Origin of the sequence: Bacillus sp. AP8 (genome assembly GCF_000321185.1) — a bacterium.
GTDB classification, from domain to species: Bacteria; Bacillota; Bacilli; order Bacillales; family DSM-1321; genus Bacillus_AD; species Bacillus_AD massilioanorexius.
On the sequence record NZ_CAPG01000045.1, the window covers coordinates 24,011 to 45,744 of the forward strand.

18 protein-coding genes are annotated in these 21,734 nt (G+C 34.7%); 3 read left to right on the plus strand and 15 right to left on the minus strand.

The features are described from left to right. The 11 genes from BN349_RS12430 to gpr all read right to left on the minus strand — a co-directional run bounded on the left by BN349_RS12430 (position 1) and on the right by gpr (position 14,477). Positions 1–753, minus strand: a complete 753-nt coding sequence (locus BN349_RS12430; RefSeq protein ID WP_019242648.1) for a 16S rRNA (uracil(1498)-N(3))-methyltransferase — start codon at positions 751–753, stop codon at positions 1–3. Between the two features lie 554 nt (positions 754–1,307). Continuing rightward, positions 1,308–2,249 carry a 50S ribosomal protein L11 methyltransferase gene (gene prmA, locus BN349_RS12435; protein WP_019242649.1) on the minus strand — a complete coding sequence of 314 codons (942 nt, stop codon included), beginning with the start codon at positions 2,247–2,249 and terminating at the stop codon, positions 1,308–1,310. 23 nt (positions 2,250–2,272) lie between these two features. Then, positions 2,273–3,394 (minus strand): molecular chaperone DnaJ, encoded by a 1,122-nt coding sequence (gene dnaJ / locus BN349_RS12440; RefSeq protein WP_019242650.1) that lies wholly within the window; start codon positions 3,392–3,394, stop codon positions 2,273–2,275. A gap of 360 nt (positions 3,395–3,754) precedes the next feature. Next, a complete protein-coding gene (gene dnaK / locus BN349_RS12445; protein WP_019242651.1) occupies positions 3,755–5,596 on the minus strand; it encodes a molecular chaperone DnaK in 1,842 nt (613 codons plus the stop codon). Positions 5,597–5,633: 37 nt separating this feature from the next. Then, positions 5,634–6,230: a nucleotide exchange factor GrpE gene (grpE, locus tag BN349_RS12450; RefSeq protein WP_019242652.1), complete on the minus strand. Its 597-nt coding sequence runs from the start codon at positions 6,228–6,230 to the stop codon at positions 5,634–5,636. A 99-nt stretch (positions 6,231–6,329) separates the two neighbouring features. Then, positions 6,330–7,361, minus strand: coding sequence for a heat-inducible transcriptional repressor HrcA (gene hrcA / locus BN349_RS12455; protein WP_019242653.1), 1,032 nt, complete (start codon positions 7,359–7,361; stop codon positions 6,330–6,332). 87 nt (positions 7,362–7,448) lie between these two features. After that, on the minus strand, positions 7,449–8,591 hold the full coding sequence (hemW, locus tag BN349_RS12460) for a radical SAM family heme chaperone HemW (RefSeq protein WP_026089299.1): 1,143 nt from the start codon (positions 8,589–8,591) through the stop codon (positions 7,449–7,451). 503 nt (positions 8,592–9,094) lie between these two features. After that, a complete protein-coding gene (gene lepA / locus BN349_RS12470; protein WP_019242656.1) occupies positions 9,095–10,930 on the minus strand; it encodes a translation elongation factor 4 in 1,836 nt (611 codons plus the stop codon). Positions 10,931–11,618: 688 nt separating this feature from the next. Then, positions 11,619–11,948 (minus strand): YqxA family protein, encoded by a 330-nt coding sequence (locus BN349_RS12475; protein WP_019242657.1) that lies wholly within the window; start codon positions 11,946–11,948, stop codon positions 11,619–11,621. An 18-nt stretch (positions 11,949–11,966) separates the two neighbouring features. Next, positions 11,967–13,151, minus strand: coding sequence for a stage II sporulation protein P (gene spoIIP, locus BN349_RS12480; RefSeq protein WP_019242658.1), 1,185 nt, complete (start codon positions 13,149–13,151; stop codon positions 11,967–11,969). 207 nt (positions 13,152–13,358) lie between these two features. Further along, positions 13,359–14,477: a GPR endopeptidase gene (gene gpr / locus BN349_RS12485; protein WP_019242659.1), complete on the minus strand. Its 1,119-nt coding sequence runs from the start codon at positions 14,475–14,477 to the stop codon at positions 13,359–13,361. Between the two features lie 248 nt (positions 14,478–14,725). Here gpr and rpsT point away from each other — a divergent pair, with 248 nt between their 5' ends. Continuing rightward, on the plus strand, positions 14,726–14,989 hold the full coding sequence (rpsT, locus tag BN349_RS12490) for a 30S ribosomal protein S20 (RefSeq protein ID WP_019242660.1): 264 nt from the start codon (positions 14,726–14,728) through the stop codon (positions 14,987–14,989). A gap of 123 nt (positions 14,990–15,112) precedes the next feature. Here the strand turns inward: rpsT and holA are convergent, their stop codons facing one another. Beyond that, positions 15,113–16,138 carry a DNA polymerase III subunit delta gene (gene holA / locus BN349_RS12495; protein WP_019242661.1) on the minus strand — a complete coding sequence of 342 codons (1,026 nt, stop codon included), beginning with the start codon at positions 16,136–16,138 and terminating at the stop codon, positions 15,113–15,115. Between the two features lie 359 nt (positions 16,139–16,497). On the opposite strand from holA, the gene BN349_RS25380 reads away from it, so the two are divergent. After that, positions 16,498–16,632, plus strand: a complete 135-nt coding sequence (locus BN349_RS25380) for a YqzM family protein (RefSeq protein WP_019242662.1) — start codon at positions 16,498–16,500, stop codon at positions 16,630–16,632. A 112-nt stretch (positions 16,633–16,744) separates the two neighbouring features. Here BN349_RS25380 and BN349_RS12505 read toward each other — a convergent pair whose 3' ends face one another. The 3 genes from BN349_RS12505 to BN349_RS12515 form a co-directional block, all read right to left on the minus strand. Further along, positions 16,745–19,201, minus strand: coding sequence for a DNA internalization-related competence protein ComEC/Rec2 (locus tag BN349_RS12505; RefSeq protein WP_019242663.1), 2,457 nt, complete (start codon positions 19,199–19,201; stop codon positions 16,745–16,747). A 120-nt stretch (positions 19,202–19,321) separates the two neighbouring features. Then, complete coding sequence (locus BN349_RS12510) at positions 19,322–19,882, minus strand: ComE operon protein 2 (protein ID WP_019242664.1); 561 nt, start codon at positions 19,880–19,882, stop codon at positions 19,322–19,324. 95 nt (positions 19,883–19,977) lie between these two features. Continuing rightward, positions 19,978–20,601, minus strand: coding sequence for a helix-hairpin-helix domain-containing protein (locus tag BN349_RS12515; protein ID WP_019242665.1), 624 nt, complete (start codon positions 20,599–20,601; stop codon positions 19,978–19,980). A gap of 93 nt (positions 20,602–20,694) precedes the next feature. On the opposite strand from BN349_RS12515, the gene comER reads away from it, so the two are divergent. After that, positions 20,695–21,522 (plus strand): late competence protein ComER, encoded by an 828-nt coding sequence (comER, locus tag BN349_RS12520; protein WP_019242666.1) that lies wholly within the window; start codon positions 20,695–20,697, stop codon positions 21,520–21,522. Positions 21,523–21,734 lie beyond the last annotated feature (212 nt).

Genomic DNA, 21,734 nt, shown 5'->3' on the forward strand with positions numbered 1-21,734 from the left:
TCACCCCATTAATTCTAAATGATACGAAACAGCAGATAACACATATAATGGCGCTGTTTCAGTACGTAATATTCTTGGTCCTAAACCACATGCTACAAAACCTGCAGCAATCATTCTTTCCACTTCTGACTCAGTCAAACCACCTTCTGGTCCAAAAACAACTAAAAGAGATGCTCCAGGCTTTATCCCTTGTAACGTTTGACTTAGCACACTACTTTCATTCTTTTTAGCTTCTTCCTCATATGCAATTAAAAGATAATCATAGTTCTCTGCCAAATCTATTAATTGCTTAACATTTAACGGAGATTGCACTGTTGGTACGAATGTTCTATGCGATTGCTCAGCCGCTTCTTTCGCAATCTTTTGAAGACGTTCTACTTTTTTTGAGGTCTTTTTTACATCCCATTTAACAATGGAACGATCAGCAACCAAAGGAATAAATGAGAATGCACCAAGTTCTGTCCCTTTTTGAACAATATATTCTAATTTATCCCCTTTAGGCAACCCACTAACAATCGTTACTTTAACAGGCAATTCCTTTTCCTCATCCATCCATTCTATAACAGAGCACTCAATCTGTTCATTGTCAATATTTTCAATTTTGACTAGTGCACTACGTCCATCTTCTACAACACAAACGACTTTTTCTCCAGGTCCCATTCTTAACACGTTCGAGATATGATGACAATCGCTTCCAACAATCTTTATTTGTCTATCATTTACTTGCTCGTTTGCTACGAAATACCTTTGCATAATGTCAGCCCCTACTTCATGTAAAAATAACAATCTTATTTCTTTTTATAAGGTTGTTTTCGCATACTTCGTTTCCTATGAACGAGTCGTGAATATAGGCTGAGTTGAATTCCGCTCAAGTGCTTGCTCCAACCGACCTGTTTATGCTAACTTTATTCACCGAACTTCTTTAAAAACAACAATCTTTTTGGAAAACAGCCTTTTATAAAGCTCGTTAAAATACAAAGTTATTTCTCCATTAATTAGAGTTCCATTTGTTTACTTTCCACAAAGAAGCATACTTGAATACTTATTGATTTTACAATCCACTTGCTTTACCAATATGAGTCTCGCTCATTCCACTCTAAGCGTTCAAGTCGCAAATAACAACCGTATAACATAGCTTTTTCATAAAAAAACCAAACTAGTGCCTATGCCCTATTCCTTATTATTAACACTAAGCAGTAATTTACAAAATAAATTTGCCACGCCTTCAACATAAGCTTTAAGCAAGTACTTGACTTCGATGCTTATATTTTAGCGTGGCAATCGAGAATAGTCGATTCTTTAAGAGCTTAGTTTAATTTTTTAGCAATAAACGCAACCCAATCCTCCATTTGAATTGTCTCAACAATCTCAAATCCAGATTCAATAATACACTCTTTTACATCATTTTTCTTTTGTTGAATAATCCCTGAAGAAATAAAATATCCACCAGGTTTTAAAGCTGTAGCGACATCATCGGTAAATCGCATAATCACTTCTGCAAGTATATTAGCTACCACTACATCTTGTTGCTCAGTAATACCATCTAATAAATTGTTTTGAGAAACGTTTACCACATCTTGAACTTTGTTTAATTTAATATTTAACTTCGCAGCCTTAACAGCAACAATATCCAAATCTAAAGCTTCTATTTTTTTAGCACCTAACATGGCAGCAGCTATACTTAATACACCTGAACCAGTTCCTACATCTACAACTTGATCGCCTTCTTGGACAATTTTTTCTAATGCTTGTATACACATTACAGTTGTAGGATGTGTTCCTGTTCCAAAAGCCATGCCTGGGTCAAGTTCAATTATTAATTCATCACTATTCACAGGAGTATATTCTTCCCAAGTAGGAACTATTGTAAATCTTTCAGATATTTTCACAGGGTGATAATATTTTTTCCAAGCAGTTGCCCACTCTTCTTCATTGACCTCACTAATGGAGACATCATTTAATCCTAAATCTATATCATAAATAATTAAGTTGTTAATGGCTTCTTTAATACCTTCCACCGTTTCTCCTAAGAAACTTGTTACCGGAAGATATGCTTTCATCAAAACACCTTCTTCAGGATAATCATCAGGATTAAGTTGGTAAATCTCGCCAAACTGATCTTCTCTGTCCTTGAAAAGATCTTCACGATCTTCAATTACTACACCGCTAGCACCTGCTTCGTGTAAGATGTTTGAGATCGGTTCTACCGCCTCGTTTGTTGTATGAATTGCAATTTCAGACCATTTCATAATATTACCAACTCCTGTTTGAATTATTCTCCTTTAAAGGCACGCTTCATTTTAGCAAAAAAACCTTCTTCTTGCTCATCTGCTGATTCACCACGAAGATCACCAAATTCTCTTAATAGTTGCTTTTGCTTATCTGTTAAGTTTTTAGGTGTTACAACTTTAATTATAATGTGCTGATCTCCTTGACCATATCCACGTACATTTTTAATACCTTTTCCTTTTAGTCGGAATCTAGTTTCCGTTTGTGTACCTGCTGGAACTTTTAATTGTACTTTACCGTATAAGGTAGGAACTTGAATTTCGTCACCTAGAGCAGCTTGCACGAAAGTGATAGGTACTTCACAATATACGTCGTCTCCATCTCTCTCAAAGAACTCATGCGATTTCACATGGAATACAATGTATAAATCTCCTGCTGGTCCTCCATTTTTACCCGCTTCTCCTTGACCAGCAATACGAATTTGTTGTTCATCGTCAATTCCAGCTGGAACTTTAACAGAGATTTGTTTTCTCTTCTTAACTTTCCCAGTACCTGAACATGTTGAACATTTATGGGGTATTGTCTTACCAGTACCTTGACAATATCTACATGTTGTTCTATTTACAATGCGACCAAATGGTGTATTTTGTTCAACACTCATTTGTCCAGAGCCATTACAGTGCGAACATGTTTCAACCTTCGTTCCTGGTTTAGCTCCTGTCCCTTTACATGTATCACAGTTTTCTTCTCGAGGGATTTCAATAGTTGTTTCTTTACCGAACACAGCATCTTCAAATGAAATTGTCATTGTATACTGTAAATCGGCACCTTGACGTGGAGCATTAGGATCTCTTCTAGCTCCTCCACCACCAAAGAATGTGCTAAAGATATCTTCGAAACCACCGAAACCTTGGCCGCCAAAGCCACCGCCACCAAAGCCCTGGTTAGGATCCGTATGACCGAATTGATCATATTGTGCTTTCTTTTGATCATCACTCAATACTTCATAGGCTTCTTTAATTTCTTTAAATTTATCTGCTGCATCGTCAGCCTTATTAATATCTGGATGATATTGCTTTGAAAGTTTACGATACGCTTTTTTAATCTCATCTTTAGAGGCACTTTTCGTAAGTCCCAATACCTCGTAGTAATCTCTTTTACTCATAAGCTTTCAACTCCCCGTTCTTTCACATAAAAGTTATTTTATCATTTATTTTATATTGGTTGCAATCAGAAAAACTGTTTGCTTTTCTTTTTGATACAACTACGAATATCAAGAAATAATGGACTATAAAACAGAATTTCTCTATAGCTTTATTCAAGATGTACCCAAGATGCATGCAGCTTATAGGCACAAGACAAGCCTTTTAGGAAGTCACTATTTGACTTCCTAAAAGGATCAGCTTGTGACATAAACCATGGCCACCGATTGCTAAGTCAAATAGTTCTAAGCTTGTAAAAAAGCCAAAGCCTTATAAAATGACTTTGACTTTTCTACATAAATGAATTCTATAAAGAGTGAATCTTATTTATTGTCTTTATCGTCAACTTCAGTAAATTCAGCGTCTACAACGTTATCGTCAGCTGGTTTACCTTCTGGTTGTCCTTCAGCACCTTGAGCTGCTTGTTGAGCTTTAGCTGCTTCTTCATAAAGCTTCATCGTTAAGTTCTGAACGATTTCTTGAAGAGCGTCTTTTTTAACACGCATTTCTTCTAGATCGTTTTTCTCGATTGCTGCTTTTAGAGCATCTTTAGCCGCATTTGCTGATTCAATTTCAGAAGCATCTACTTTACCTTCTAAATCTTTCATTGTTTTTTCAGTAGTAAACACTAACTGATCTGCTTCATTACGAAGTTCAGCTTCTTCTTTACGTTTTTTATCAGCTTCAGCATTTTCTTCCGCTTCTTTAACCATACGTTCTACTTCTTCATCAGATAATCCTGAAGAAGATTTGATTGTAATAGCTTGTTCTTTGTTTGTACCCAGATCTTTCGCACGAACGTTAACAATACCATTTTTATCGATATCAAATGATACTTCAATTTGTGGAATTCCACGTGGTGCTGGTGGAATATCAGTTAATTGGAAACGACCAAGCGTTTTATTATCAGCTGCCATTTGACGTTCACCTTGAAGAACATGGATGTCAACAGCAGTTTGGTTATCTGCAGCAGTTGAGAATACTTGTGATTTACTTGTTGGAATTGTTGTATTACGATCAATAAGTTTTGTAAATACTCCACCCATTGTTTCAATTCCTAAAGATAGAGGTGTTACGTCTAATAGTACAACGTCTTTAACATCACCAGTAAGTACTCCACCTTGAATAGCTGCACCCATTGCTACAACTTCATCAGGGTTTACCCCTTTATGAGGCTCTTGACCTGTTTCTTTACGAACAGCTTCAACAACTGCAGGAATACGAGTAGATCCACCAACAAGGATTACTTTATCGATTTCAGATGTACTTAATCCAGCATCTGAGATAGCTTGACGAACAGGACCCATTGTTCTTTCAATTAAACCATGTGATAACTCTTCAAATTTAGCTCTTGATAGACTAACTTCTAAATGCAATGGTCCAGCTTCACCAGCAGTGATAAATGGTAGTGAAATTTGAGTAGAAGTTACACCAGATAAGTCTTTTTTCGCTTTTTCTGCTGCATCTTTCAAACGTTGCATAGCCATTTTATCTTTGCTTAGATCAATGCCATTTTCTTTTTTGAATTGTTCTACTAAATAATCGATAATAACTTTGTCGAAGTCATCTCCACCTAAACGATTGTCACCAGCAGTAGATTTTACTTCGAATACTCCGTCTCCGATTTCTAGAATAGAAACGTCAAAAGTACCGCCACCAAGGTCAAATACAAGAATTGTTTGATCTTCGTCTGTTTTATCCATTCCATAAGCTAGAGCTGCTGCTGTAGGCTCGTTTATAATACGCTCAACTTCAAGACCAGCAATTTGACCAGCATCTTTTGTAGCTTGACGTTCTGCATCATTGAAATATGCAGGTACAGTAATTACAGCTTTTGTTACTTTTTCTCCAAGATATTCTTCAGCATATCCTTTTAAATGTTGAAGAATAATAGCTGAGATTTCTTGAGGTGAATATTCTTTACCTTCAATTGTCTCTTTATGGTTTGTACCCATATGACGTTTAATAGAAATGATTGTATTTGGATTTGTAATAGCTTGGCGTTTTGCAACTTCCCCAACTTGTCTTTCACCATTTTTAAAGGCAACAACTGAAGGAGTTGTACGATTACCTTCTGGATTTGGGATAACTTTTGCTTCTCCACCTTCTAATACTGAAACACAAGAGTTTGTAGTACCTAAGTCAATACCAATAATTTTACTCATGATAAAATACCCTCCTCAAAATATATGTAACATTCGTCTATTGATTTACTTTAACCATTGAAGGACGTAATACACGATCCTTAATCATATAACCTTTTTGGAATTCTTCTACAACAACATTTGAATCGAAATTATCATCATTTACTTGCATTACTGCTTGATGGACATTTGGATCAAATTGTTGTCCAACTGCTTCAATAGCCTTTACGCCTTCTTTATCAAGCGCAGATATTATTCCCTTATAAACCATTTCTAAACCTTGAAGCATGCTTGCTGTTTCTTCATTTTCTGTTTTTATCGCTAGAGCTCTTTCAAAATTATCAAGAGCTTGGATTAAATCTGAAGATAAGCTTTGTACACGATACTTCTGTGCAGATTCAAGATCCAGCTTAGACCTTCTTCTTAAATTATCATAATCAGCTTGAAGTCGAAGATAACGATTATTCATTTCTTCCACCTTAGCTGATAAAGTTTGAATTTGTTCATTTGCTTCTGTGAGTTGTTGTTCACAAGATTTCTCTTCTTGCTCAACTTCTTCAGATGGTACTTCTTCAGCAAAGATTTCTTCTTCGATCGTTTCATTGTCAGTAGATTCTTCATTTAGATGAAGATCCTTTTTAGTTTCTTCTGACATACGAACTCACCTCCCTAAAAAACTGCTATATATACTATTAATAATGAAGAATAAATGTGAAAACAAAAGAATGATATCCTTTATTCAATATCTCCACTTCTATTCTTTTTGATACAACTTTGATAATACAGATGAAAAATCCCGTGAAAATTGCGTTAATAATGAAATAACTTTTGAATAATCCATTCTAGTAGGTCCTAAAATGGCAATTGTCCCAAACTGTTCTATACCAACCGAATATGTTGCCGTAATTAGACTGCAGTTTTCCATAGCTGGGTCATCATTTTCACTACCAATCTTCACATGCACACCTAAAGGGTTTTTTACTATTAATTTATACAACTCTTTTTCATGTTCGATCATCGTTAGAAGCATTCTAACTTTCTCAATATCATGAAACTCAGGTTGTCTTAGCATATTTGTTTTTCCACCAAAAAACAGCTTTTCTTTTGGTACAATTTGAAGTGTATCAGCCAGCGCTGTTATCATCTGATCGTAATTCGTAACATGCTTCATGAATAAAGCTGCTACTTCATTTTGAATTTTTGAAGCTAACTCTACTAACGGGACACCTACGAGTTGATCATTTAATATATTGACCATTTTCTCAATCTGATTGACATCTATCGTAGGTGGTAAAGTTATCAATTTGTTTTCCACATGACCAGTATCAGTCACAATTATAGCTACTGCTGCTTCCTTATTCAAAGGCACTAGAGAAATCTTTTTAAGTTTATTATCTCTAACTTTTGGACCCAAAACAATCGCAGTATAATTCGTTATTTCAGATAAAATTTGTGCCGATTTTTGAACAATCTTTTCAAGTTCATAAAATCGATCGACAAATACAGAATTAAGCATCTGTATTTCTTCATTACGAACTAATGGTGGAGTTAACAAATGATCAACGTAATAGCGATATCCCTTTTCAGATGGTACCCTTCCTGAAGACGTATGTGTTTTTTCAATAAAACCCATTTCTTCTAAGTCAGCCATATCGTTACGAATAGTCGCCGAACTAAAAGTAATATCACTTTTTTTCGACAAACTTCTTGAGCCAATCGGTTGTCCAGAACGAATAAAATCATCAACAATAACTTGAAGAATCATTAATTGACGGTCTGTTAACATGTATGATCACCTCTGTTAGCACTCTTGTGTACTGAGTGCTAAATCTAATTATTAAGTTATCAAAATGAATACATATTGTCAATCATTTTAAGCAATTCCAATGAATGTTTGAAAAACTTCATTCCCTAATAGTTTCCCCTTTCTTGTAAGAGAAATTCTATCATTTTGAATGTTAATAAGTTCTCTATTCAAAAGATCATTTATTTGGATTTTAAACAATTCCATAACATCGATTTGATATCGTCGCTTGAACCTATTAATTGAAACACCTTCCGTTTTTCGCAATCCTAAAAAGAGTTCTTCTTCCATTCTTTCATTAAGAGGAACTTTATGAACATGAAGCTGTGGCAAGAGACCTTTTTCAATTGGCTCCATATATTTTTTTAGTGGGCCATGATTGGCAATACGTTCACCATTAACATAACCATGCGCTCCTGCTCCAAAACCATAATAATAATCATTATTCCAATATGTTAAATTATGTTTACTTTCATAGCCAGGTTTAGCGAAGTTACTAATTTCGTATTGAATTAGTCCATGCTTATTCATGGTATCCATCAGCATCTCATACATTTCCGCCTCAGAATCTTGTGTTGGTAGCTGTAATTTTTCTTTTTGCATTAAGTTATAAAAAACAGTTTTCGGTTCAACAATTAAGGAATAACTAGAATAATGTGGCAACTCTAACTCTAATGCCAATTTAAGAGTTTCTTCAAATTGTTTCTTCGTTTGCGTAGGTAATCCATACATTAAATCAATAGTTATATTATCAAAACCAGCCTGTCGCGCTTGTTCAATCGATTGATAAACATCCTTTATAGAATGTGTTCTTCCAATTGCCTTTAACAATTCTTCTTGGAACGCTTGTACTCCAAAACTTATACGATTAACTCCAAATTGCTTTAGAATTTTTAACTTTTCTAACGATAAGTCGCCTGGATTCGCTTCAAATGTAAATTCGATATGATTACGGTTGAAAGGTAGCTCTTCTTTTATCGTCTCACACAAATAAATCAACTGTTCTTCATTTAACGATGTAGGCGTTCCACCACCCACATAAATAGTAGAAAGAACATCAGTAGGATTTTGCTGTAGCATCAATTGCATTTCTTTTTTTAGCATCTCTAAATACTGATCAACAGGCTGACCTTTTAAAAACATTTTATTAAAATCACAATAGTGACAAATATGTTCACAGAACGGTATATGAATATATGCACTTTTCATCATAAAAGCTCCTTTATAAAGTTCAAGTTCCAATAAAGCTTAATAAATATTTTGATGATAAGAAAACACACCATCGGTCCTTTTTGGTGTAACGCTTATCTCGAAGAAATCATCAATCTATTTACCGTTTCATTCGCTAATATATCTCTTTTCAAAAAGGAGACATGCAGGAGTCTATAAGACGAGCCTTATAGAAAGGAGTAGGATTCTTCTTTCGTAAAGGAACGACTTATCGCCAGCATGTCAGGTGTAAGGCTAGACAATTGTCTAGGTCTAAAATTATATTCATTCTTATCTTGAAAAAAAAGACTAGTCAAGGGTACTCCTTTTCTAGCCTTTTTACACAAAAATAAACCATATAATTTTTGAAAGATTATCGTATCAAGCTCTTCTTTATGCCCAGACATATAGAGGTAACTTCTGCTACGCCTTAGCTAATTTCTATCATAAGAATCATTAACAAGCTAACCGTACACCAAAGTCACTTGATCCATATTTCAAAAACATTATTTTTTAGTGTTTGTATCATCCATTTTTAATACAGCCATGAATGCTTCTTGAGGAACTTCTACTGAACCAACTTGCTTCATACGCTTTTTACCTTCTTTTTGTTTTTCAAGAAGCTTACGTTTACGAGAAATGTCCCCACCATAACATTTGGCTAGTACGTTTTTACGCATCGCTTTTATTGTTGAACGCGCAATAATTTTTTGTCCGATTGCCGCCTGAATTGGTACTTCGAATTGCTGTCTTGGAATTAAGTCTTTAAGTTTTTCAACAATTACTTTACCACGTTCATAAGCGAAATCCCGGTGAACAATAAAGCTCAAAGCATCAACCGTTTCACCGTTTAATAGGATATCCATTTTCACTAGTTTTGATGGTTTGTAACCAATTAGCTCATAGTCAAATGATGCATACCCTTTTGTTCCTGATTTTAGTTGATCGAAGAAATCATATACAATTTCTGATAACGGCATTTCATAAATAATACTTACTCGCGTTTCATCTAAATATTGCATATCCACGAAAATACCACGTTTTTCTTGGCACAATTCCATAATAGCACCAACATAATCATTCGGAGCCATCATAGTTGCTTTTACATACGGCTCTTCAACTGATTCAATTTTTTGTGGATCAGGCATATTAGAAGGATTATCAACTGTAACCTGTTCCCCATCAGTCATATTTACATGGTAAATAACACTTGGTGCAGTTGTTATTAAATCAATTTTAAATTCACGTTCAATACGCTCCTGAATAATTTCCATGTGCAGCAATCCTAAGAATCCGCAACGGAAACCAAAACCTAACGCTTGTGACGTTTCAGGTTCAAATTGAAGGGCCGAATCATTCAATTGCAATTTTTCAAGTGCTTCACGTAAATCATTAAATCGTGCAGAATCAATTGGATACAATCCGCAATATACCATAGGATTTAATTTACGATAACCTGGTAGTGGCTCTACCGCACCATTTTTAGCATTAGTAATCGTATCACCAACACGAGTGTCTCCAACATTTTTAATGGCTGCTGTTAAGTAACCAACATCCCCAACATTCAACTCATCTACAACTGTTGATTTCGGTGTAAATACTCCCACTTCAATTACTTCGAATTCTTTACCCGTTGCCATCATCTTGATTTTGTCTCCTGCTTTGACAGAACCATCTACAACACGGATATAAGCAACAACACCACGATAAGCGTCATATAACGAATCAAAGATTAACGCTTTTAAAGGAGCAGCTGGGTCACCTTCTGGCGGTGGTACTTGAAGAACGACTTGTTCTAGAATTTCTTCAATTCCAATTCCTGCTTTAGCTGATGCCAAAACAGCTTCAGAAGCATCTAAGCCTATTACTTCTTCAATTTCATTTCGAACTCGCTCAGGATCTGCACTTGGCAAATCAATCTTATTAATAACTGGAAGAATTTCTAAGTTGTTATCCAGTGCTAAATATACATTTGCTAATGTTTGCGCTTCAATTCCTTGAGCAGCATCTACTACTAAAACAGCACCTTCACAAGCCGCTAAACTACGAGAAACCTCATAGGTAAAATCGACATGTCCTGGTGTATCAATTAAATGGAAAATGTATTCTTCTCCATCATTCGCTTTATACTTTAATTGAACCGAGTTCAATTTAATTGTTATTCCACGTTCTCTTTCTAAATCCATTGAATCAAGTAGCTGCGCCTTCATCTCACGTTGAGTAAGTGCTTTCGTCTTTTCTAAAATACGGTCAGCTAAAGTGGATTTACCATGATCTATATGAGCAATAATGGAAAAGTTTCGGATTTTCGATTGTCTTTTTAATCTATCTTCATTATTCATTCTCTTCACTCCTGTAAGTCGACACAATACACTATTTTTCATTATACCATTAAAAAAAACAAACATTCAAGATTGTAAATAAGAAAAGCGTAAGTGCCTGATCAGACCCGACCAGTATAAGCCAATTTAGCAAGAAGGTTGTTCTTCGACCTTCTTGCTGGATTGGCTTATGGCCTCGGGGGCTAGGCGCTGAAGCTAGACAAAAAACTTAGTCCAAAATTATATGCTTTAACTTAATAGAAAAAACGTCACTGATTCTTTTTGGTTAATTCGTTGTCTCTAAGAAATATTTTATTTAAAAACATTCTCGTTTAATGATTCAACATTTATCAAAAAGGAGGCATGCGGAAGCTATAAGACGAGCCTTACAGGAAGGATTTGTATTCTTCTTCCGAGAAAAGGAACGGCTTATAGCCTAGCATGGCAGGTTTAAGGTTAGACATAGAAAAGCATAAGTGCCTAGGACAACTTCGATAAGCATAAGAAAGCTGACTAGAAGTTGTTGTTTGGTCGTCTAGCTGGATTGACTTTACCACAAAAAGAGCGATGGACTGAAGCAAGCTAGTATCTATATTGAAAATGATGGGCTATTAAAACTGACGCACATCTTTTTAATAGAACGCTTTAGAAAGATAAAAACTGCATTCCAGTTGGAAATGCAGTTCTCTCTCACTTTTTCGTTTACTATTTAATCCGGTACGACCAAATCTATTAATTTTTCAAAAGCTTTTTTAGTTCCATTAGCTGTTTTTTTCCCTAAACTCGAAAAAGCATTAAAAGCTTTTATATCCTGTAACTTCTCTTTCTTTTCTTGTAGATCATGACTGTTGATATCTTTTCCTAAAAAGGAGGCATTAACCTCACCGTCTTTATTTTCAATAGATACAGCTCCATACAATTGTGGATCCTCATAACCTCTCATATTTAAAATACCTGTATTCGCCTTTTGCACACCAAGTAAAACTCCTACAAAAAAAACGGCAATCAACAAGATACATTTTAGAAAAAAACGAAACATACAATCACCCTAATACGATTAATTTGCATTCACTGCATTACTATCTTTTTCGCTCCAAAACACTGTATTAAAGGCATCGGAAAAAATATCAATGGTACGATACATTTCCTCAAAAGTATTATCCACACCGCCTACCTCAATCAATATGGCTTTATCAGACAAATCTTGATTATAAACACCATTACTACCCGCGTCTTTTTTTAGAAATATCCCTTTTGAGAGACCTGGATATTTCTTTTGGATTTCATCATGTAGCTTCTTGGCAAAGGCTACATTTTTTTGATATTTCGCATTTTTACCACCAACAACAAAGGATATTTTGGCATAGCTAGTACCATTCATCACTTTGGTCGTTTTATTCTTTCTTAAAGCATCTCGATGTATATCTATCAAATATTTAAAATCCTTATTATTTGCTATGGCCGCTTCAACGACGCTTCTAGATTCCTGATAGGATCTTCCGAATTTCAAACCTTTTTTTACAAGATTGGCATGAATATCAACAGAGTTTAATACAGAACCAATTCCTTTAGTGTCCAAATTCTTTTGTAGCTTTTCTCCTAGTTTTGTTACATTAACCTCTGGATGGTAGGCCCGATTAGAACCTGCAACATTTTTTAAATACGGTAAATACGATTCCGTATTATGAGAAGAATAGATAAACACTTCTTTCTTATCCGATTTTATAATCGGGTCCGATGTACCAGGCTTCTCATCCTTTGCATCAACATCATCCGTATTTTGCAATTGGACATTTTTATCCATCTCAAGACTATCATTCGGTGGTGGAGATTCAAAAGGCATATTTGTATAGTCCGTTCCGTCCCCAGCAACAAGAATTTCTGTATCAAAAATCGAAAACCCCGGAAGCTCTTTTCCTAATAAACTCCTTGGATCATCTAGCGAAATATTAGCTGATAGTTTCAACAGTTGTTTCCCTAGCGCTTCAGGCTTTTCTTCTTTTTTTATCGATGCAGCAAAATACTGATTCTCAAAGGACAGTAACGAAAATAACATTTTTCCTGTAAAAACACTGGTCGCGTCATTTACTGTTTGAGAGGAAATTCGTATTTTTTGATTAGCTGTTGTTAGTAGTCCGCTTAACGAAAAAACAAACAATAATAGAACGATTGTTAAAATAATTCCTTTAACTATTTGGGATCCTTGAATAATTGTTACTTTGTTATAATGGTATTTTTTCATCGTTCCACCCTTTCAAGCATTTCTACTAAATGTGTATGATTCTGCTAGAAAAGGTAGAACTATTAAATTTTGAAAAAACACATCACCATCAAATGAAAGATTTGAAATCTATTTCCTTGGCTAGTCTTATGAACGAAACTATTGAATGAACTTGTTAAAATTCTGTTGTTCGTAAAAACGTAATAGTTCTGTACCTATAAACCATCATTATTTTGTATAATATCCTGTATTACCCTGATTTACCGCTTTATGAAGGGAAGCATTTAATGCATTCGCAATTAAATTCGCACTGTCTTCAATAAAAACATCAACTTCTTTTGGTGTAACCATTAAATTATGACCTATAGGTGCTAACACCTCTTGAATGAACTTGCGTTTTTCATCTTCCGGAAGTGTTCCAATAACCCCCATAAACGTTTTACGCTCTTCCTCTCCTGGCAAATCTTCATCTGTAAGCTGCTTACGTTTTCCAAAAGTCATCCCTGCAGGTGCTAAAGATCTTGAAGGACGACTTCCTTCTTTCAATTCTTTCCCGAAATGCTTCAAAATATAATCAATCGTATCACTCGTTATTGTGACAGCATCTACAACCGTCGGAATACCAATGGCAATCACAGGAATCCCTAACGTTTCTTTACTTAATTCCTTACGTTTATTCCCTACACCTGAACCAGGATGAATCCCCGTATCCGAAATTTGGATAGTAGCATTTACTCTTTCAAGAGATCGAGCAGCTAAAGCATCAATAGCAATCACAAAGTCTGGCTTCGTTTTCTCAATAACACCCGTAATAATATCGCTCGTTTCCACTCCGGTAATCCCCATAACACCTGGAGCAATCGCACTAACTGGTCGATATCCTTCTGCAACCGATTCAGGCTCTAGCTGAAACAAATGGCGGGTAACAAGTAAATTTTCTACAACAAAAGGCCCTAAAGCATCTGGAGTGACATTCCAATTACCCAGTCCAACAACTAATACACTGCTATCATCATGAAGCTGTAATTTATTTAAAAAATATTTAAATTCCCTCGCAAATACCGCTTCTACTCTTTGCTGAGTATCACTATCCCCTGATCGAATACCTTGTACCTCTATTGTTATGTAGTTTCCCGCCTTTTTGCCAATTTGTTCAGCACCATTCTTTGTAACCTCTATAAGAGAAATCGTAATATCATCTTCTGTTTTTTCTTTTATTATCACACCTTCAATTTGTGAAATATTCTTTTCACCAGCAACAGTTCGTTCTTCTATCAGCATTTCATTTGCTTCAAGCGCTAAATCCGTTCTGACTTGATATTTAGCGAAGTCTATTCTCGAATCCATCATCATTCCTCCGAAAAACAATATATATTTTATTTTCTCGAATGAAGCGGTTCTTTATTCGTTTTTGACACATTCTTCATAAAAATAGAGAGACTTGTAATAAATCCTTTTACATACAGTACTACAATAGTGTACAATGCATATTAGTATTGCAATATAAAAGACCGTCTGATAAAATGGTTTTTGTTGCTTAAACTAATTCGAGTTTATAGTACATCTCGATCCCGAATATTGGAGGTGACACCATAATGCCTAACATTAAATCTGCGATTAAACGTGTAAAAACAGCTGAGCAAAAAAGAGCTAACAACATTACTGCTAAATCTTCAATGCGTACTGCTGTAAAAAATGCAGAAGTTGCAATTGCTAACAATGATGAAAATGTAAAAGACGCTCTTTTAGCGGCTACTAGAAAATTAGACAAAGCTGCTTCTAAAGGTCTTATCCATAAAAACGCTGCTGCGCGTAAAAAATCACGCTTAGCTAAAAGACTTAACAAGCTTAACGCTTAATTAAACGATCCTTTGGGTCGTTTTTTATCTGATTACCAAAAGAGGCTGTTTCAAAATCTTTATTTTGAAACAGCCTCTTTTTACATATAATACATCAATTAAATTGTACGAATCACCACTCGTTTACTTTCTATTACTTCCACTTTGTAAAATAACCAATTCCAATAAGAGAGTCGGATCCATTTGCCCCGTTTTCATTTTATAATCTGCATCTGCAATCCGGTTTAAGAATATAAGTAATTCCTTTTCGTGAAAATGCCTTGCTTTTTCTAATGCCAATTTCACTCGATATGGGTGAATTTTTAAATGCGATGCAATCTTTTGCTGACCGTATCCATTTCTCGCTAGTTCTTTTGAAACATACATAATTCTTACTTGTGTAGCCATTGTTGCCAATAATTTCAAAGGAGGTTCCTTTTGTCGCAATAAATCTTGTAATAATTCAATGGCTTGAGCAGTTCTTTTATTCATTATAAAATCCAATAGAGCAAATGCATTTTGCTCTAAAGATTTAGAGGCAAGTTGATTTACTATACCAACAGTAATCACTTTCTCCTCTTGAGCATATAAAGCCATCTTTTCAATTTCATTTGCAAGAAAAAGCATATTTTGTCCAGCTATATCGATCAAATGTATAATAGCTTCTTCTTCGATTGACACTCCGTTAGAAGTGGCCTGTTGGGAAACCCATGAAATTAATTCATTTTCCTTAAGCTTGTTCGCTTCTACGACAGCTGCTTGCCTCTTCAATTGCTTCGTAATCTTTTTACGTTCGTCTAATTTCTCATGCTGTAAAGCAAAGACAACAATTGAGAATGGTGAAGGATTATCAATATATTCTAAAACTTGTTGAATATTATGATCCACCTTTTCTTTAGATTTTTCAGCAGTTAGAAACATCGGATTATGCAAGATGATAAGCTTTCTTTCTCCCATAAAAGGAAAGGTCTCTGCCTCTTCCAATGCTAAATGAATGGGTGTTTCTTCTAAGTCAAAGGTAGACATATTGAATTCCGTCTCATCTTCTGATAACGCAGAATCGGCTAATTTTCTTATTGTTTCTTTTATAATAAATGCTTCAGTTCCATATACTAAATAGATAGGAGCAAATTGCTTATTTTTTATTTGTTTCCATACATCAAACGCCAAACTAATCGCCTCATTTTGCCTTTATTACCCTTATCGTATCTATGATTGTTCTATTTATCAAGTCAAAATCTCAAGGTAGGGGTTCGGACTATTTATATCCATACTTAAAGGGGCCATCTCTGCACCGAAAATAGACGACCCCTAATCTATGTGAACGTAGAACGATAAGCCCCGGGATTTCTTATACCTTCTACGGTAGACCAAACCAAGACCAGTAACGGTATTGTAATCTTATCTTTTCCTCATAAATGCAAACTATTTGTGACAACATATACTAGTTGTGGAAAAACGGTAATAGGAATTGTAGATTTTTTCTAAATATTGGCTTATACTGTAAAATAATAAGAGGAGGGATTAAAATGAATACATTCGAAAAAGATGTACAGTGTAAACGCAATGATGCTACTGATGCAGCCGTTGGATTCATCGTATCATTTGGTTTTTTCGCAACAATGTTTATCATCGGAACAGTTATTCATTATATAGGTTCATAATTAAGTACATAGACCTTCCCATTATGTGGAGGTCGTTTTTTTATTTAATACAATATGTTCTGTAACAATAACGCTGACTTTCAAGCGACTTTTACTCATCTTCCCTTTTATACTATGGGAGCATACCCGAAAAGGTTCCACGTTTAAATAAATAACGATATGTTATGGCTCCATGCCGATCTGTTCTAAGCACTTGAACATTATATTTATTTAATACCTCCAGTACCTCATAGTGCGGATGACCATATCTATTTTTATTTCCTGCCATGATTATAGCTATTTTAGGATTTAATTGATCAACAAACGCCTCTGAGCTAGAATTCTTACTCCCATGATGCCCAATTTTCAATATATCTGTTTGTAAAGAAGGATTTCGCTTCATAAGAGCTTCTTCTCCTGTAAATCCTAAATCCCCTGTAAATAGCCATCTAACACCATTAACGCTCGCAGACAAAACAATCGATGTCTCATTAGAATTATCTTCAAACTTACTTGGATGCACAACTGAAAAAGTATCCCGTCCTACTTTCCAACCATATCCCGTACCGATTAGTTTAATCGGAATTTTCTTTTGAAGAGCTTCTTCCCAAATATCTGTTTTCTCAAATTCCTTTTGTAGAGATTTAGCTATTACTATTTCTCGAATTTTTATCTCTTGTAAAACCGCTTTGACACCTCCAATATGATCTTGGTCATCATGAGTTAAAATTAACTTATCGATTTGACGTATCCCTTTACTTTTCAAAAAAGGAACAACTATATCACTGCCTGGTTCAAAAGAATCACTCTTTTTCATCCATTTTTCTTGGTTGAACATTAGAACACCACCTGTATCAATTAAATACACCCCATTTCCAAAAGGACGTTTAATCAAGACACAATCTCCTTGTCCCACATCAATAAAAGTAACTTCTCCAATAGGCGAAATGCTAACTTTAAAATAAAGAAAAAACAAAATGGAAAATAAAATACAAAGGGATCTTTTGACAGTCTTTTGATTTCTTCTTTCAAAATGAATAAAGCATAAAACAATAATGATCGTGATGATGAAAGCAACAATTAAAGAGGGCTTACTAAAAATTAAGGTAACAAAAGGAAACTTAGCGATTCCTTCTGCCATTCTATTGCTAATATAAAATAGCGAATCAAGGATAAGCATGACAATATTTGAAAAGGGAAGTTGAAGGATTGAGAAAAGAAAAGCGAATAATGTGAGAGGAAGCAAGACAACTGTATACAAAGGGATATAAAGAACATTCAAGATAAACCCCCACAAAGATGTCTCCTGAAAAAAATACAAAAGAATAGGGAAGGAGAATACTTGACAGATAACAGTTACCATAAATGATTGAAGAATAACTGATTTATTCTTCCAACTCGTGATGATCTTTTTGCTCATCAATAAAGCAAAAGTAATGAAAAAGGATAATTGAAAACCGACCTGTACAATATAGAAAGGGTTCAATAACAATAAAAAAAGAAATAAAACACCTAGAAGAGTAACAGGAGAGCATCTTACACGAAAAAGAGATAGCGTAAAAAAAAGCATAACCGTTACACAAGCTCTAACAACAGAAGGTTCTCCACCAGCAATAATACAAAATATAGGTAGTAGAAGTAATAAAATGATCTTCGTCATCTGTCTTGTTAAGCCAATACGTATCCCCATAAAAAACAGGCACCCTGACACGATGGCTACATGTAAACCAGAAATAGCTAATATATGGACAAGAGAGAGCTTTTTATATGATGAATATGTTTTTTCTGCAATCCATTCACTATCTCCAAATAATAGTGCGGCTGCAAAACCTTTTGTTTCAGGGGAAAAATTCCGTTCTATATACTGAAGACCTTTTAAGCGTAAATATTTTATATGTTCAATAATGGTTTTCTTATCTCTTTCACAAAAATCCAAAGGATTCTGTTTACTCTTTAAAATCCAATGTATGCCTTTACTTGCTAGGTATTGTTGATAATTAAAAGCATTTACATTTCGGTTTTTCTCAGGTACCTCCAGATTACCATATATAGAACAAACGGAACCTAATTGAAAAGATTCAACAAACTCTTCTTTCTCTTGCAAAGATTTAAATGTATAGCGAAGCAATAGTTTCTCTCCCTTATCCGTCTTTACAACAGATTGCATTATATTTCCATCCGTTTTTATTAACTCATGAAATCGAATATTCATTTGAGTAGTCGCATTAGATAGAGAAGTTTTCTGAAGATAAGCATGTAGATGTGAAGTGATTACGAAAAGAAGGATCGTTGAAACTATGATAAAAACAACTTTTTTTGAGGTATAGTAAGAAAGGAGCAAAAGATACACAAGAATAGCAAATAACGTGTATATCGAATAGTAGGTCGCAACACCTAAAATAGCAGCTACGACCAATAAGAAATCATAAACGGTCACCTCTTTATCTGTTCTTACTGACTCTATAATCATTACAGATTGAAGCTCGAATGAAATACTTGTAAGTTTAAAAAGAACGATATTTAAAACGATTAAGAACACCATATTAGGAAATAGCAATAACCTAAATGATTTCGTAAAACTTCCGACCAACAAAGAAGCATCTTAGCAGGAAATCAAACTATGATTCCCTGCTACGAGATAATCTAAGCTGTGCCGAAGTATAACACTACGCTGTGGAAGAAATGAAACAAATCTCCCCCCCTAATAATCTTATTTAAATAATTTCTCTGATTGTTTTTGAAAAGCTTGAAACTGTTCTTCATCTATATTCAATTCTTTTAACTCATCTAATAACTCTCCCACAAATTGTTTCTTTTCTTCTTCAGCAGGATCAAGAAATTGTTGTTTAAATGGAACATGCTCAACGACTACTCCAGATTGTTCAAATAATTCAATGGCATAAGGATGATTTTTATAGTCTTCTGCATAATAAACTGCCTTAATTCCTGCTTGGATAATTGATTTACAACATTGCAAGCACGGAAAATGTGTCACATATATTTCTGCATTTGCAGTAGGGACACCAAATTTCGCACATTGTAGTAACGCATTCATCTCAGCATGAATCGTTCGAACACAATGATGATCAATCACATAGCATCCCTTATCAATACAATGATCTCCACCTGCTATAGAACCATTATATCCGCCAGCGATAATTCGTTTATCACGTACAATTGTAGCCCCAACCGTTAAACGTGTACATGTGCTTCTTAATGCCAATAAATGGCTTTGTGCCATAAAATATTGATGCCAACTGATTCGTTTCATTATACTTTCTCCTTTAATTTTATTGCCGCTTAAATATTTATTTGTGTCTGAGTTCATTCTACAATGTTTGCATGATCTTGTGTAGATATGTTCTATCAGATGGAAACTTGTGCTTTCATCTTTTCAAAAGTTTTTTCTCCAATTCCACTAATTTCTTTTAAATCATCAATCGATTTAAATGATCCATTCTCTGTTCGATATTGAATAATAGCTGCTGCTTTCGAAGGACCTATGCCTGTTATTGTTTGTAGTTCAGATTCATCAGCTGTATTAATATTTACTTTTGTAGAAGCTTTTCCACCTTCTCCAGCTGATGACACTTGGGGCACAGATACATGATCTAATACCTCTCCAATTAATGGTACATAAATCAACATTTGATCTTCAACTCGTTGAGCAAGATTTACTTTATTCTTATCCGCTCCATCCGATAATCCACCTGCTTTTTCTATAACATCAAGTATTCGATCTTCAGTATGAGCAATATACACCCCTGGTCGCTTTACCGCCCCTTTTATATCCACTTTCATTACTTTCGTTTCTAGTTCATTACTTTGACTTTTCCCGCTATCATCTTCCTCAAGAGAATTCGTTTGTCTTGAAAAATCTTCTACCAATGCCGTTTCTTCTTTAGGCATAACAATTATAACGATTGTTATGATTAATCCAACAACTAATCCTATAATAGCTAGCAGCTTTTTATCACTCAGCATTTTCATTATTTCACTTCCTTATGATTGATTTTTTGCATATATTTACTCGAACAAGCATATGTTGTTATGAAGTACATGGTTCTAGGAGGGAATTATTTCATGAAAGTAGGAATTATAGGTACAGGCAACATGGGGTCAATACTAATAGAAGCCTTATTAAAATCTAAATCTGTTGATGAAACAGATTTAAATATATATAATCGTACACTTGCAAAAGCTGAAGAAATTAAAAAGCAATATTCTAATGTAACATTATGCAAGTCGGTCGACGAAATCGTTTCAACAAGTAATCTACTGTTTACTTGTATGAAACCAAAAGAAATGCACCCATTTTATCAGGATATCAAGGACAAGGTAAAACCAACTCACTGTTTTGTATCGATTACAAGTCCAATCTCCGTTGAACAATTAGAAACTGTTCTATCTTGCAGCACCGTACGCTTTATTCCAAGTATTACGAATAAAGTTCTATCAGGCGTTACATTATTAACCTTTGGAGCCAATTGTACGGAAGAGTGGAAGGATACAATCCGAAAAATAGCTACAAATATATCAGAAGAAATTGAAATTACAAATGAAGTAACCCGAGTATCCTCAGATATCGTTAGCTGTGGTCCAGCATTTTTCAGCTATCTTGCACAAGAGTTTATTCTTGCCGCTACTAAAGTCACGTCATTGGATAAAAAAACTGCAACGATACTAACTGAGAAAATGTTAATTGGTTTAGGAGATTTGTTAAAAAGCGGTGACTATTCACTACCTACACTACAAGAAAAAGTATGCGTTAAAGGGGGTATAACTGGAGAGGGAATTAAAGTATTTGAACAACAGCTTGGCGATGTCTTCGAGAATGTATTTCGAGCAACACACGACAAGTTTAAAGAAGAAATTGAATTTATCGAAAAGCAATTTCAACATCCATATTAATTCTTTCAACAAAGTTTTTGTTATTCCTTCTACGCTCAACAAAAATAGCTAAATTTCACAAATATGTCAAAAAAAGAAAAAATCATTTTAAATATCAATATATTAATTCCATATATCAACAATAGTAAAGTAAATACGAAAGTGAGAACACAGTTACACAAAAAAGCTCTAACATAAAATGTAGGGGCCTCTGAAAAGTGATAAAAAATCAC